This is a genomic window from Aurantimicrobium minutum (assembly GCF_029893825.1).
GTDB classification, from domain to species: Bacteria; Actinomycetota; Actinomycetes; order Actinomycetales; family Microbacteriaceae; genus Aurantimicrobium; species Aurantimicrobium minutum_C.
This window is the reverse complement of the sequence record NZ_JARXXV010000001.1, coordinates 41,027-55,631: the sequence shown is the minus strand read 5'-3', so window position 1 is coordinate 55,631 and position 14,605 is coordinate 41,027. Positions and strand designations below refer to the sequence as shown.

Genomic DNA, 14,605 nt, shown 5'->3' with positions numbered 1-14,605 from the left:
AACCTCGCGCATCACGCGTTAGCGCCGGCGACAGTTGAAACTAGAGGGGTGGTACGTATTTAGTCTACTACTTGGGAGCAGGTGTCTTAATCAGGAAGCCACCAAGGAAGAAAACGGCCGCCGCTCCAGTTTGGAGAAGCATCCACCACTGAATGCCCGGAGTGATTCCATCAGTGAGTCGAACGATGGGGTTCCAGTAAATCGCGATGAGGAAAAACAAGGGCAAGAAGATCCACTTCTTAGGATCTGCCCACTGCCAGGTGAATACCGCCAGGATGGCAGCCAGAATGCTCACCACGAACAAGATGGTGATGTACCACTCGGAACCATAGACACCCATACCAATGAACATCGCGATAACCCCTGCTAGTCCGGGCACAATGCCAGGACGAATGAGCTGAGGTTCTTCTTGCTTACGTGCCATGTTCTTTAGTTTAGTTACGTGCAAACCTGCGAAGACGCAGAGAATTCAGCACAACAAACAAACTCGAGAACGCCATTGCCGCCCCTGCCAGCATGGGGTTTAGAAATCCCAGTGCGGCGAGCGGAATCGCTGCAACGTTATAGGCGAAAGCCCAGAACAGGTTGCCGTGAATAATGCGCAAAGTTCGACGAGAGAGTTCAATGGCATCAACGGCGGCAGAAAGAGTTCCACGAACCAGAGTGATATCACTGGCTGCGATAGCGACATCGGTGCCCGTACCCATAGCAATACCCAAATCAGACTGGGCAAGGGCGGCAGCATCGTTGACGCCGTCACCAATCATGGCAACTGTTTTTCCTTCGGCCTGTAGAGCAGATATCACCTCAACCTTGCTCTCGGGACTTGCACCAGCAATTACGTGAGCGATGCCCACCTGCGCAGCAATGTGGTGTGCAGCTTGTTCATGATCTCCAGTGAGTAGCACAGGCTCCAGTCCCAGCTTCTTCATCCGAGCTATGGCTTGTGCAGAGTCTGTCTTGATGGTGTCCGCCACAGAAACTATGGCGCGTACTTGCGAATCCCACCCTGCCAATACGGCGGTTGCACCGGTGGCACGGGCATGAGCAAGTTGTGCTTCTTGGTGAACGCTGAGCACCAGTGCATTTTCGCGCATCCAGTCCTGTGTTCCCACAGCAACCGTGACACCCTCCACAACTCCCAGAACTCCACTGCCGGCCACCGAACGGAACGCAGAAACGTCAGGCAATGGTTCAGAAGTCTCAGTGGTGACATATTCCACTATTGCCTTGGCAATCGGGTGTTCTGAAGAAGCTTCGAGAGCAGCAATACGTCGCAGAGCCAGAGTGTGCTCAGACTCAGTAACCTCCACGCTCTGCACACTCATCACACCGCTGGTGACAGTTCCGGTCTTATCCAACACCACGGTGCTAATCCGGGCAGAACTTTCGATTGCATCAGGGCCAGAAACGATGATGCCCATCTGGGCAGCACGCCCGGTGCCGACCATCAAGGCCACCGGCGTTGCCAGTCCCAGGGCACAGGGGCAGGCAATGACCAAAACAGCAATACCTGCCGTGAAGCCCACCGCTAGTGGAGCACCAGTGAGTGCCCAGCCAAGAATTGTGAGTACGGCAATAGCAATGACAATGGGGACAAAGACCGCAGAAATACGATCTGCCAACTTTTGCACTGCTGCTTTGTGGAGCTGGGCATCCTCAACCAAGGTGGCCAATTGAGCCATGCGGGTGTTCTGCCCCACTTCGGTGGCGCGCACCACCAGTCGACCATCGAGCACAATTGTGGAACCGGTCACCCGCGCCTCAGCACTGACGTCCACCGGCAAACTTTCTCCAGTGAGTGCACTTTCATCGACTGCTGCTTGCCCTTCGAGAACAACACCGTCGGTGGCAATGATTTCGCCGGGGCGAACCACAAACACATCTCCCACCGCAAGATCTGCAGCAGCAATGCGTTCTTCAACGCTGCCTACAAGCCGTGAAGCTTCGGTTGCCTTGAGTTCGGCCAGAGCACGCAGTGCTGCACCTGCAGAACGCTGTGATTTGTCCTCTAAATAACGGCCCAGTAGCAAGAAAGTGGTGACTCCGGCTGCTGCCTCGAGATAGATGTTGTGAGTGGGGTCTGCCTGCCAGGCAAAAAGTTCCATGCTGTGATGCATGTGAGCATCCCCTGCGGCACCAAAGAACAGTGCATATACAGACCAGCCATATGCAGCAAAGGTGCCCATCGTGATGAGGGTGTCCATGGTCAGGGTGCCATGGCGAAGATTCAAAAATGTCGCACGGTGGAAGGGCAGACCACACCAGAACACGACAGGTGTCGCCAATAGTAGAGAAATCCACTGCCAGTACTCGAACTGCCAGGCCGGAACCATGGACAACACAATGACTGGTGTGGAGAGCACAATGGCAATGATCAGACGCTCTAAGAGCGTCACGTTGCCAGCTTTTCCACCTTCAAGTTGTTCATCTGAAACTGGAGCACTCTGTGGCAAGGTGGCGGTGTAGCCAATCTTTTCAACCTGGTGAACGAGGTCTTCTGGGCTTACCTGTGAAGGGAATTCAACCTTGGCACTGTGCAACGCAAGGTTGACCGCCGCCGTGACGCCGGGCAATTCGTTGAGGCTCTTCTCGACTCGGGCAACGCAACTCGAGCAGGTCATACCTTCGACGCCCAACACAATTGTTGAAGTGGGTGATTGCGCCATAGCTCCTCATTCCTTCACACGTGTTAAACGTTTCTCCCTTTCAGAGTATTCCCCTAGAACACAACAATGCCGCCCCTTATCGGGACGGCATTGCGTGAAGAACTCGTTAGTTCGTAGTAGTACTGGGGGCGGTGGTGGGGTAACCCTCAGGAATGATGTCTTTACCGTTGGCATCGTGCTCGTGTGGCACGTTACCTGGCATCGATCCATCAGCTTCGAGACCACCCTGCGCTCCACCAGGCATACCACCCTGCGGTCCGCGGTGGCCGTGAGGACCATCACCATCTCCGTCACCCATCTGACCCTGTGCTGGACCCTGGCCAACCATGCCCAGTGCTGGTCCGCCACCGTTGTGGCCAATCACGTTGGCAACAGCAATGCCGCTACCAAACACACCGGCAAGAAGTGCCACACCAGCAGCTGAAATTCCGATGATTGCTCCGGTGCCCAGTCCACGCTTACGAGCACGTGCTTCAGCAATGGGGGTAACGGGAGCTTCGCTCTCCTCAGCAACAGCTTCAGGGGTGTACTCAGCAGGAGTCTGAGTTGCCTCGGTGTTGTCTAGGTTTTCGTTGTCGTTCTTTGGCATCTTCATGCCTCCTTACGTTCATTGTGTGGGAAGGGTTTCCCTGGCCCGTGTGGCCTGTAATTACACAATGGAGAAGGAATCTATGAGGACACTATGAACGAGATAAGGACAAACCTAGAGTTTTCAAGATTTCTGCATTCGTTCTTCATAGTGCTTCAGCGCCGCCTCAGTAATGCGTTTGGCCATACCGTTGAAGATGATGCCGTGTGCAGGAAGGATCGAATACCAGTAGAGACGCCCACCCAAACCACGGGGGAAGAAAATGGCTCTCTGGGTGTAGTGGGAGGTTCCATCAGGCAGAGCATCTGCGGTGAGTTCAAGCCAGGCCAAACCAGGAACCTTCATCTCTGCACGCAAACGAAGGAAGTTTCCGTGGTCAATTCGTTCCACTCTCCACCAGTCCACTGCTTCACCTAAGCGCAGCTTGTCCGGATTACTTCTGCCTCGGCGAAGTCCAACTCCACCGACGAGTTTGTCCGCAAAGCCGCGAGCAGCCCAAGCAATGGGGAGCGAATACCATCCGTTCTCTCCCCCAATACTTTCGATAATCGCCCAGAGATCCTCTGCAGGGGCAGAACAGTCTCGCTCCTTGAGATCGATATAAACCCGGTGACCCGCCCAGTTAGGGTCGGAAGGTAGCGGGTCACTCGGAGCACCCTCCACACTGGTGTTTTGCCAGCTGGTTTCAATATCTCCCTGCTTCATCTTCTCCAGTGCAAGGTGTACTGCTGTTCGATAAGGAAGCAAACCTTCTGCTGGCGGAGGAATGAGCTGGTCAACATCGTGCTCGTTCATCACACAGTCGTGCTGCAGGGAGGCAATGATGGGCACGGCGAGCGCCCGAGGAATCGGGGTGACCAGGTTCACCCACTGACTTGCGAGATACGGGGTGAGAACAGGCAGTCGCACAATGGCGCGTTCTTTCATACCCGCTTCGAGGGCATAGCCGTTCATCATCTCGGAATACTTCAAAACCTCGGGCCCACCAATATCAAGAGTTCTGTTCACCTCAGGTGGGAGATCAGCGGCTTTGATGAGGTAATACATCACGTCACGCACTGCGATGGGTTGAATCAGGTTGCCCACCCACTTTGGGGCAGTCATTACTGGCAAGACATCGGTGAGGTGGCGAATCATTTCAAAACTGGTTGAGCCAGAGCCGATGATGACTCCTGCCTGCAGGGCAACAGTTGGCACACCAGAAGCAAGCAGGATCTCACCCACTTCAGCTCGTGAACGAAGGTGCTTGGACAGTTCTCCGGTGGCAGGGTGGAGTCCGCCCAGATAGACAATGCGGGATACGTGATTGTTCTGTGCAGCAGTGGCAACGTTTCGTGCACCCTGCAGTTCTTTTGCTTCGAAGTCACCTTTTTGTCCCATGGCATGCACGAGATAGTAGAAGACATCCACTCCGACGCAGGACTGGTCAACAATGTGTTGATCGAGCAAATCCCCTTCGACAATGTCTACCTGTGCTCGCCAGGGAACGTCTTTGAGTTTGTCAGCGTTTCGAACAAGCACGCGAACAGCGAAGCCAGCATCTAAGAGTCTGGGAACCAGTCGCCCACCGATATATCCGGTTGCACCGGTGACAAGAGCTGTGCGAGGTGCCATGACCTGACTCTACGCCTGAAAGCTTGGTAACTTCTATATCAGGGAGGGGACATGAAGCCTCAGAAGAAGCTCTGGCTTGGTGGTGTCATTGCCGTGCTCATCTTGCTTCTGGTTGTCTCCATTGGTTCTGCCGTCAATGCCGTGCGCTCCATGCAAACTGCCACCACCGTGGATTCGTTAGAGCAAGCACTGGGAAGTACTGAATCGCCCGTAGATATTGCACTTCCCACCGAAACTCCTTCGCCAACTCCCTCCATTCCGGCAACGCATAATGCCGCCCTCACTTCGGCTCAGATTTCACAGTTCGTGAGCATGCTGGAGCAGCTTCCCACCGATGACACCCCTGCAATTCACACCGGATATAAGCGTGATTACTTCAACGCGTGGATTGATGCCGATAACGATGGCTGCAATACCCGGGCGGAAGTGTTGATGGCTGAGTCACTCACTAGCGTGGCCTCGCGTGGCACGTGCACCATCACAACCGGGCAGTGGATCTCTGCCTATGACGGAGCCAGTGTGAGCGATGCCAGCTCGTTAGATATAGATCACTTTGTTCCACTTAATGAGGCCTGGATCTCTGGCGCCTATGGCTGGGACTTAGCCACGCGTGTCCGCTATGGCAATGACCTCGGCTACGACGCGTCGTTGCTGGCAGTTACTGCGAGCTCAAACCGCTCCAAGAGTGACAAGGATCCAGCGAAGTGGATGCCTGCTAACCACTCCTACTTCTGCGACTATGCGGCAACCTGGGTTGCCGTGAAGTGGCGTTGGAGTTTGAGCGTGGATTCACTCGAGCGCCTCACACTGCAGTCAGTGCTTAACGGCTGCTCAACTGTCACTATTTCCCTTCCGGAGAAGGCAGATATCGGTGTGGGTGTTGCGCCGGAGCAATCAGCCCCTGTCAGTGACGGTGTTCTCGACCCGAACTATGGAACCTGCCAGGTAGCACAGGCTAATGGTGCTGGTCCCTACTACCAGGGCGTTGATCCAGAATATGCCTGGTATCGGGACAGGGATAAAGATGGGGTTGTCTGCGAATAGGGTTTAACAGAACAAGGGCCCGACCTCTATCGAGGTCGAACCCTTGTGCGCTGTGTTTATGCTTACTTTCCGCCGCAGCACGCGCCGCCGCAGCAGCCGCCCTCTTCGCCGCCACCGAGGGTAGCGGAAGGGGTCTCAAGCTTGATGTTTGCGGTTGCCATATGGTCTCCTTCGATAAGGGGTGACCGTCGGGGCTTTCGCCTGACCGGTCGTGGTCTGTATTAAGTGTGCGCCTGTTTTTCACGAACGTCAACGCGAGAAGCGGGCATGTCGCCCAGAGCTTAATTAGCTGTGAGAGCTACCCATCTCGAGCAACACCACGCCCACGATGATCAGGGCAAGACCGATGAAGCCCCAGACGTTGAGGTTTTCTTTGAATAGGAAGATTCCCATGATCGCCACGAGTGCTGTTCCCACACCGGCCCAGATGCCATAGGCAACGCCCATGCTCAGGCCTTTAGACAGGCCCAAACCTAGGGACCCAAAGGCAGTGAGGTAGCCAACGAATACGAAGATGGTGGGAACAATCTTGGTAAAGCCTTCACTCATCTTCAGCGCGAGAGTTCCGACAACTTCAGCAATAATCGCCAGGGCGAGTAGTAAATATGCAACAACCATGTCTCCAGCCTAACTCGCTCCGTGGATACGACGGCTGAGTTCATGAGCTGTTGCTGTCATTTCCGGCAACAGGGAGTCAATGCGCTGCTGCAGAGCTTCTGGGCTGGTCAGTGTCGCAGAGGAGAAGGTCACGGCAATACCTGCCGCAGGCCAGCCCAGGTGGTCTTTCACCACGACTCCGACAGAGGCAACGCCGTCGGTGATCTCTCCTCGTTCGATGGCATAACCTACAGTTGCCGCTTCAGTCACGAGGGCTTTGAGCTCTCGGTAGGTTCTGGGTCCGGGCGCAGAGACCCCGGCACGCTGGGTGAACACAATACTGTCGGGATATAACGCACGTAACTGTGCTGCAGGAAGCGCAGAAAGCATGGAACGCCCTGATGCGGTCAAATGCGCCGGCAGACGCACCCCCACATCCGTGATCAAACTCATTCGCCGAGGTGCACGCTCTTCTACAACATAGAGAACATCTGTGCCGTGCAGCACGGCAAGGTGTGCAGATTCCCCAATGTGATCAACGAGCTTGGCAAGCAGCGGAGCACCCAGTCGTGTCAATGGTTGTTGCCTGGTGTAGGCAGAGGAGAGTTCAAAAGCGGCAGGGCCGAGACCATAGCGTCGCTCTTCAGGGATATGTAGTGCAAATCCGCGCTCGGTGAGGACGGTAAGAATTTGATACACCGATGACCTGGGCAGCTCCAGTGCTGTCGCAATGGACTGTGCGGGAACTGGTCCACGTTGATGCGCCAGATACTCCATGATGCGAAGCGTTGAATCAGCTGCAGGAACTTTACTCACAGCGCCAGTCTGCCATGTCTGTTATCTCAGACACAAGGGTATCTTTCACTGTATTTTCAAGTAATTTTTTAGTGTGAAATCAGATGCATGAGTTCTGTAGTTGTCGGCACAGGTGCCGTATCCATTGAAGACGTTGTTGCTGTAGCTCGCCACAACGCCCCCATCACCCTCGACCCTGGGGCACTGGCAGGAGTTGCTGCCTCCCGGGCAGTCATTGACGGGTTGGCATCTGACCCCAACCCCCACTACGGAATCTCTACCGGTTTCGGCGCACTAGCCACCACCTTCATTGAGTCCGATCGCCGAGCACAACTCCAGGCATCCCTCGTTCGTTCACACGCAGCAGGATCTGGTCCAGAAGTAGAGAGTGAAGTCATTCGCGCCCTGATGCTGCTGCGCCTCTCAACTCTGATGACAGGCCGCACAGGTGTGCGTCCCGTTGTTGCTGAGACTTATGCAGCAGTCATCAACGCAGGAATCACTCCGGTAGTGCGCGAATACGGTTCACTGGGTTGTTCAGGAGACCTTGCACCCCTATCCCACTGCGCACTAGCAACCCTGGGCGAAGGCGATGTTCGTGACTCCGAGGGTGTTCTGATGCCCGCATCAGAAGCACTCGCAGCAGCCGGAATAATCCCCTTGAAGCTCGAAGAAAAAGAAGGCCTCGCCCTGATCAATGGCACCGACGGCATGCTTGGCATGCTGGCGCTGGCCATTACCGATCTCAAGATGCTGATGACCACCGTGGACATCTCAGCAGCCATGAGCATCGAAGGACTGATGGGCACCGACAAGGTCTTTGCGGCAGACCTGCATGCACTTCGCCCCCAGGTTGGCCAGGGACAATCCGCAACCAACCTGCGCAACATCTTGGCTGACTCCCCCATCGTGCACTCACACGCAGGACCAGAAGATGGCCGCGTGCAGGACGCCTACTCGCTGCGCTGCTCACCCCAGGTGCACGGCGGTGCCAGAGACACTATTGCTCACGCTGAAATGGTGGCAGGCCGTGAACTGGCATCCGCCGTAGATAACCCTGTGCTCACCGTTGACGGCCGTGTGGAAAGCAACGGTAACTTCCACGGAGCACCCGTTGCCTATGTGCTCGACTTCCTGGCAATCGTGGCTGCCGATGTTGCATCGATGAGTGAACGTCGCACGGACCGCTTCCTGGATCGCTCCCGCAACCAGGGCCTGCCACCTTTCCTCGCTCACGAGGTCGGAGTTGACTCAGGTCTCATGATTGCTCAATACACCGCAGCAGGACTCGTCTCGGAGATGAAGCGTCTTGCCGTTCCAGCCTCGGCAGACTCCATCCCCTCCAGCGCCATGCAAGAAGACCACGTCTCGATGGGTTGGCACGCCGGACGTAAGCTTCGCAAGGCAGTGGATGCCCTCTCCCGAGTCGTAGCAATCGAACTGCTCACAGCTGCTCGCGGTATTGATCTGCGCGACCCGCTTAAGCCAAGCCCCATCACCGGTGCTGTCATTGCTGAACTTCGTAGCAATGGTGTTTACGGCCCCGGAGCTGACCGCTTCCTTTCGCCCGAGATTGAAGCAGCAGCAGAACTTACCCTCAGCGGACGCATTGCTGAGGTTGCCCAATCCGTTTCCTCAACCCCACTGATCTAACTCAGCCCGTCACACCGCACAAGGAGAACATCATGACCTCAGGACCTCGCACCGTACGCGCAGCACGTGGCAACAAACTCACTGCAAAGAGCTGGCAGACCGAAGCGCCTCTGCGCATGCTCATGAACAACCTCGACCCCGAGGTTGCCGAACACCCCGAGAAGCTCGTGGTCTATGGAGGCACCGGTAAGGCAGCACGCACCTGGGAGGCCTATGACGCCATTGTGCGCACCCTCGAGACCCTCGAATCTGACGAGACGCTACTTGTGCAGTCGGGTAAGCCTGTTGGCGTGTTCCGCACCAACGAGTGGGCACCCCGAGTCCTAATCGCTAACTCCAACCTCGTCGGTGACTGGGCAACGTGGCCAGAGTTCCGCAGACTCGAGGCAGAAGGTCTGACCATGTATGGCCAGATGACCGCTGGTTCTTGGATCTACATTGGCACCCAGGGCATTCTGCAGGGCACCTACGAAACCTTTGGCGCTGTCGCCCGTGAACACTTCGGAGGCACCCTTGCTGGCACCCTGACCCTCACCGGTGGTTGTGGCGGTATGGGTGGCGCACAGCCACTGGCCGTGACCATGAACGATGGCGTGGTGTTGATCGTTGATGTGGACGCTACCCGCCTCGAGCGCCGTGTTGAACACGGTTACCTCGATGAAATGACCCATGACCTTGATGCAGCAATTGCTCGGGTTCTCGAGGCTAAAGAAGCCAAGATTCCACTCTCGGTGGGAATCGTGGGCAACGCTGCCGATGTGTTCACTGAACTGCTGGAGCGTAAGGTACCGATCGATATCGTCACCGACCAGACCAGTGCTCACGACCCGCTTTCTTACTTGCCAGAAGGTGTTTCTGTTGAGGAATGGCACAAGAAGGCAGAAGAGGATGCCGTCTGGTTCACCGAGCACTCTCGTGCCGCCATGGCCAAGCAGGTCAAAGCGATGGTTGAATTCCAGGACGCCGGCGCTATCGTCTTCGACTACGGAAACTCCATCCGCGCCGAAGCCAAGCTCGGTGGATACGAGCGTGCCTTCGAATTCCCTGGATTCGTTCCCGCCTACATCCGCCCACTCTTCTGCGAAGGAAACGGACCCTTCCGTTGGGCTGCACTTTCAGGTGACCCAGAAGATATTGCCAAGACTGACAAGGCCATCGTGGAACTCTTCCCTGAGAATAAGCACCTCAAGCGTTGGATCACCAAGGCAGGCGAGAAGGTTCACTTCGAGGGTCTGCCTGCCCGCATCTGCTGGTTGGGATACAAGGAACGCCACCTCGCAGGACTGAAGTTCAACGAAATGGTTGCCTCAGGTGAGCTCTCGGCACCGATCGTGATCGGCCGCGACCACCTAGACTCTGGTTCCGTTGCCTCTCCTTACCGCGAAACTGAAGCGATGAAGGATGGTTCAGACGCCATTGCGGACTGGCCACTGCTCAACGCTCTGCTCAACACTGCTTCAGGTGCAACCTGGGTCTCCCTCCACCACGGTGGCGGCGTGGGCATTGGTCGCTCCATCCACTGTGGCCAGGTGACCGTTGCTGACGGAACCGAACTCGCTGCACAAAAGCTCGAACGCGTCTTGACCAACGACCCCGGCACCGGTGTCATGCGTCACGTAGATGCAGGTTACGAACGAGCTGAAGAAGTTGCTCGCGAGCGCGGTCTGCGCGTTCCTATGCAGGAAGGCTAAGCCCAACTAGGCTCCAACCATGACCCGCACACTCTTCACCAATATCGGATTGCTCGTAACGAACAATCCGAGTGAAGCAGTGCGCGCTGGTGGCACCACAACTCCCACTGGGGAGATCGAGAATGCCGCCATGATTGTGGAGAACGGTCTGGTTGCCTGGGTTGGTCGCGCCATTGATGCCGAAACCGGTGGCGGTTTTGATATCGATGCTGTGGTCAACGTGCACGGAAACACTCTGATTCCAGGCTTTGTGGACTCACACTCACACATTGTTTTCGCAGGTGACCGTGCGGGTGAGTTTGCTGCCCGCATGGCAGGCAAACCGTATGCCGCAGGCGGAATACGTTCCACCGTGGCAGCAACGAGAGAAGCCACAGACGACGAACTGCGTTCTCGCCTACATGCACTGCTGGCAGAGATGCATCAACAAGGAACCACCACTATCGAGATCAAGAGTGGCTACGGCCTCGATGTTGCCACCGAGGAACGCTTAGTTCGTCTCGCTCGTGAAGTAACCGAGGAAGTCACCTTCCTCGGGGCTCACGTCGTCCCTGCCGAATACAAGGACAACCGCGAAGAGTATGTGCAACTGGTCATTGGGGAGATGCTCGAGAAGTGCGCTCCTCATGCCAAGTGGATTGATGTCTTCTGTGAGGAAGGCGCCTTCAGCGTTGAGGATTCACGCCGAATTCTCAACGCCGGCAAGGACGCAGGTCTGCTCCCCCGTGTTCACGCATCACAGCTAGGGCCAGGTGAAGGTATTGCCTTGGCAATTGAGGTAGGAGCTGCTTCAGTAGATCACTGCACATATCTAACTGACAGTGACATTACTGCGCTGGCAGCTTCTGACACGGTGGCAACGTTATTGCCTGGGGTGGAATTCTCCACCAAGCAGCCCTACCCTTCAGGGCGTGCACTGCTAGATGCCGGGGTGAGCGTGGCGTTGTCCACGGACTGCAACCCTGGATCGAGCTTTACTTCCTCGATGCCGTTTTGTATAGCCGTAGCAGTGCGCGAGATGGGTATGACCCCTGCCGAAGCTCTCTGGGCCTCCACCGCAGGTGGCGCCCAGGCACTGCGTCGTACTGACGTGGGAAAGCTTTCCGTCGGTATGCGCGCAGATATCGCAGAAATCACCGCATCAAGTTATATCCACCTGGCCTACCGGCCAGGAGTGCCGCTTGTGGGCAGAGTCTGGAAAGACGGCGAACTTATCGCTGGCTAAAGCCTGCAACCGCATCCAGCACACACAGTGCTGCAAGGCGAACGGTTCGCCCATCGGGTGCATCCATCGTGGCATCAATCTCTGCAAGGTCAATTGATCTCACCTGAGCGTGCGCACCTGCTGACCTGGCTGCCTGACGCAGTTCATAAGCACTGATACCGCCTGGCACGCTCGCTGGACACGCAGGCGCCACCGAGCGGTCACACACATCCACGTCCAGATCGACATGAATTGGTCCTCCGGCAGCACCAGCAATGCTGAGCGCATCAGCCATCACATCTGCCATGGGACGTCGAGCGAGTTCGTCACGGTGGATCACCGTGATGCCCAGCTCCTGTGCTCGGCGAGCATAGGCCACCGAGTTAGCAAAGTCTTGAATACCAATCTGCACAATACGTGCAGGGTTCATTCCTGCTTCAATCAGGCGTCGAACCGGAGAACCGTTACTCACCCCGTCACGCAAGTCATAGTGTGCATCGAGAGTAATGAGTCCGGCAGTCTCCAGGTCACTCCCCCAGACACCCAGTGCTGATGCCACGGTGATGGAGTTGTCACCACCGAGTGCAATAACTAACTCAGAAGCCTTTGCAGCATCGGCCATCAAGGCGATGGTGCGGGCTTCGCCAGCAGGGGAATCAGGTTCACTGACATTGCCAAAGTCTGCGACAGTGATCTCTTCCAGATCAATAATCCCCGTTGCGGCAGGTCCACCCTTTTCTGTGGAACCACGGTCCTGCATGAGTGCAGGCGAGTAACGATAGAGCGCCTGACGGATAGCGTCAGGGGTTTCGTGAGCGTTAGTGGCACTGAGAGAGGTCTGCGAGGCAGGAATACCCACCATCGCCACATCGATGCGCTTGCCCGCAGGAAGTTCTTCTGGGTGTGGCCACCCGCCAGCGCGAGGCCACAGTGGATCGGTGGATAACCCTGCCGGCGCCTTAGACATCAGCAGCCTTTGCAGCTTTCTGGCCCTGGACCGCGGCAAAGATGACACCCACCAGCAATGCTCCCGAGGCCACTTCGACCAGGTATGCCTGGTATTCGGCAGGAAGGAAAAGAGAAACGATAAGCAAGGTGGCATTTGCCAATGCCGTGTCACGCATCAGCGGGTAGGCAGCCACGTGGGCGGCAAGCCAGGTCTTGTCATTCTTGCGTGTTGCCTTGGTGCGAATACCGGCCCAGGCATTGGGTCCCACCTTGCCGGTTGCCGAACGTGCGACGACAACATACAAAATGATGTCAACCACAATCGAGAGCGCAACGATGAGGTAGTGAAGGCTGGTATCCATACCTCTAGGCTACTTTGTCACTCAGGTTAGCGAGGGTCTTGAAGGTCGATCACGTCACCGTGTTCTGGCGCACGAACGTTCCACTTCAACTCACTTGCGATGGTGAAACGCATCCGGTCTGCAGCATCAGGTTCACCATGGGTGACATAGGTCATCTTGGGTTCTGTCTTTGAGCGTTTCATCCACTCCAGAATCTCACTTGAGTCTGCATGTCCAGACATGCTTTCAAGCTGAATAACCTCGGCACGAATCGGCACATCGTGCCCAAAGATCCGCAGAGTCTTCGCCCCTGCCGCAAGTAGTGCTCCTCTGGTTCCGCCAGCTTGATAACCAGAAATCACAATCGCATTGTTGGGGTCTTCTCCAAAAGCAACGAGGTGGTGCAGCACGCGACCACCGGTCATCATGCCTGAGGCGGCGATGATGATCATGGGGCCATTCTTTTCGTTGAGTTTCTTAGATTCCTCGACTGAGCCCACCATGTGTGCCACGTCATAGACGGCTTCAAATTCTTCCGTCGGTATCGTGTGCTCTTCCCTGTGCTTGTGATACATCCTGGTGGCACTGGCGGCCATGGGGCTGTTCACATAGATCGGAACGCGGGGAATCTCACCGCGTTCCATCAGTCGCCAGATGTGCAGCATCAGGCCTTGTGTTCTGCCAACAGCAAAGGCAGGAATCACCACCACACCACCGCGATCAAGCACTGGCTTCAGCGCAGGCCCAAGTTCCTTTTCAGGATCGATATTGGGGTGAGTCCTGTTGCCATAGGTGGATTCGGTGATGAGAATTTCAGCGCCTTCAAATTCACGTGGTGGTTTCATCAGTGGATCGTGTTGACGACCCATATCTCCGGTGAAGTGCAAGCTTGTTCCGGCAACCTCGAGGTGAAGTTGTGATGCACCCAAGATGTGGCCTGCAGGGAGGAAGGTTGCCTTTACTCCTGGAACAACCTCAAGCACCTCATCAAAATCTGCAGTGCGGAATTGGGACAGTGCCTGTTCCACGTTTTGGATTGTGTAAAGCGGGGTGGGTGGGTTGTGCTTGGAATATCCCTTGCGGGCAGCATGTGCCGCCTCTTCTTCCAAGAGGTGAGCACTGTCAGGGAGCAGGATTGAACACAGTTCCGCAGTTCCGGTAGTCGTAATGATGGGACCGGAAAAGCCATCTCGAACCAGCGCTGGGACATAGCCAGAGTGGTCCAGGTGGGCATGGGTGAGCAACACGGCATCAATCGTGTCTGGTGGCACAGGAAAAGGTTCCCGATTGCGCTCACGCAGGGCTTTGTAGCCCTGGAATAGCCCGCAATCTAGGAGTACTCGCTTACCCCCACTTTCGATCAGGTACTTGCTTCCCGTGACTGTCCCTGTTCCCCCGAGGAACCGAAGTGTGTGCTCTGCTTGCTTCATAGTCCACAGCCTACGCCTGCTTACTGCGAG

Annotated in this window: 13 protein-coding genes; 4 read left to right on the top strand and 9 right to left on the bottom strand. The window is 56.0% G+C overall.

Going from position 1 to position 14,605, the window contains the following annotated elements; translation table 11 throughout:
* Positions 1 to 67 precede the first annotated feature (67 nt).
* From M2120_RS00235 to M2120_RS00220, 4 genes are all read right to left on the bottom strand, one after another.
* The gene (locus M2120_RS00235) at positions 68 to 424 is read right to left on the bottom strand and encodes a hypothetical protein (protein ID WP_280796735.1); all 357 of its coding nucleotides are present in this window, start codon (positions 422 to 424) and stop codon (positions 68 to 70) included.
* Between the two features lie 10 nt (positions 425 to 434).
* Entirely contained in the window at positions 435 to 2,669 is a 2,235-nt protein-coding gene (locus M2120_RS00230; RefSeq protein ID WP_280796734.1) for a heavy metal translocating P-type ATPase, read from the bottom strand.
* A 106-nt stretch (positions 2,670 to 2,775) separates the two neighbouring features.
* Positions 2,776 to 3,264: a hypothetical protein gene (locus tag M2120_RS00225; RefSeq protein WP_280796733.1), complete on the bottom strand. Its 489-nt coding sequence runs from the start codon at positions 3,262 to 3,264 to the stop codon at positions 2,776 to 2,778.
* Positions 3,265 to 3,381: 117 nt separating this feature from the next.
* Positions 3,382 to 4,872 (bottom strand): SDR family oxidoreductase, encoded by a 1,491-nt coding sequence (locus M2120_RS00220; RefSeq protein ID WP_280796732.1) that lies wholly within the window; start codon positions 4,870 to 4,872, stop codon positions 3,382 to 3,384.
* A 51-nt stretch (positions 4,873 to 4,923) separates the two neighbouring features.
* Between M2120_RS00220 and M2120_RS00215 the strand changes: the two genes are divergently transcribed.
* Positions 4,924 to 5,916 (top strand): excalibur calcium-binding domain-containing protein, encoded by a 993-nt coding sequence (locus M2120_RS00215; protein ID WP_280796731.1) that lies wholly within the window; start codon positions 4,924 to 4,926, stop codon positions 5,914 to 5,916.
* A gap of 285 nt (positions 5,917 to 6,201) precedes the next feature.
* On the opposite strand, the gene M2120_RS00210 is transcribed toward M2120_RS00215, so the two are convergent.
* Both M2120_RS00210 and M2120_RS00205 read right to left on the bottom strand, forming a co-directional pair.
* Positions 6,202 to 6,534 carry a DMT family transporter gene (locus M2120_RS00210; protein ID WP_280796730.1) on the bottom strand — a complete coding sequence of 111 codons (333 nt, stop codon included), beginning with the start codon at positions 6,532 to 6,534 and terminating at the stop codon, positions 6,202 to 6,204.
* Between the two features lie 9 nt (positions 6,535 to 6,543).
* Positions 6,544 to 7,329: an IclR family transcriptional regulator gene (locus M2120_RS00205; RefSeq protein ID WP_280796729.1), complete on the bottom strand. Its 786-nt coding sequence runs from the start codon at positions 7,327 to 7,329 to the stop codon at positions 6,544 to 6,546.
* Between the two features lie 87 nt (positions 7,330 to 7,416).
* Between M2120_RS00205 and hutH the strand changes: the two genes are divergently transcribed.
* From hutH to hutI, 3 genes are read left to right on the top strand one after another with little or no spacing between them, the layout of a single operon-like run.
* Positions 7,417 to 8,961: a histidine ammonia-lyase gene (hutH, locus tag M2120_RS00200; RefSeq protein WP_280796728.1), complete on the top strand. Its 1,545-nt coding sequence runs from the start codon at positions 7,417 to 7,419 to the stop codon at positions 8,959 to 8,961.
* Between the two features lie 32 nt (positions 8,962 to 8,993).
* A complete protein-coding gene (hutU, locus tag M2120_RS00195; RefSeq protein ID WP_280796727.1) occupies positions 8,994 to 10,652 on the top strand; it encodes a urocanate hydratase in 1,659 nt (552 codons plus the stop codon).
* A 19-nt stretch (positions 10,653 to 10,671) separates the two neighbouring features.
* Positions 10,672 to 11,877 (top strand): imidazolonepropionase, encoded by a 1,206-nt coding sequence (gene hutI, locus M2120_RS00190; RefSeq protein WP_280796726.1) that lies wholly within the window; start codon positions 10,672 to 10,674, stop codon positions 11,875 to 11,877.
* Here the strand turns inward: hutI and M2120_RS00185 are convergent.
* The 3 genes from M2120_RS00185 to M2120_RS00175 are packed head-to-tail and all read right to left on the bottom strand — an operon-like array spanning position 11,864 to position 14,575.
* A complete protein-coding gene (locus M2120_RS00185) occupies positions 11,864 to 12,823 on the bottom strand; it encodes an arginase family protein (protein WP_280796725.1) in 960 nt (319 codons plus the stop codon). The genes hutI and M2120_RS00185 overlap by 14 nt on opposite strands.
* Positions 12,816 to 13,166 carry an SdpI family protein gene (locus M2120_RS00180; RefSeq protein ID WP_280796724.1) on the bottom strand — a complete coding sequence of 117 codons (351 nt, stop codon included), beginning with the start codon at positions 13,164 to 13,166 and terminating at the stop codon, positions 12,816 to 12,818. The genes M2120_RS00185 and M2120_RS00180 overlap by 8 nt, the downstream gene beginning before the upstream one ends.
* A gap of 26 nt (positions 13,167 to 13,192) precedes the next feature.
* Complete coding sequence (locus M2120_RS00175) at positions 13,193 to 14,575, bottom strand: MBL fold metallo-hydrolase (RefSeq protein ID WP_280796723.1); 1,383 nt, start codon at positions 14,573 to 14,575, stop codon at positions 13,193 to 13,195.
* Positions 14,576 to 14,605: the final 30 nt, after the last annotated feature.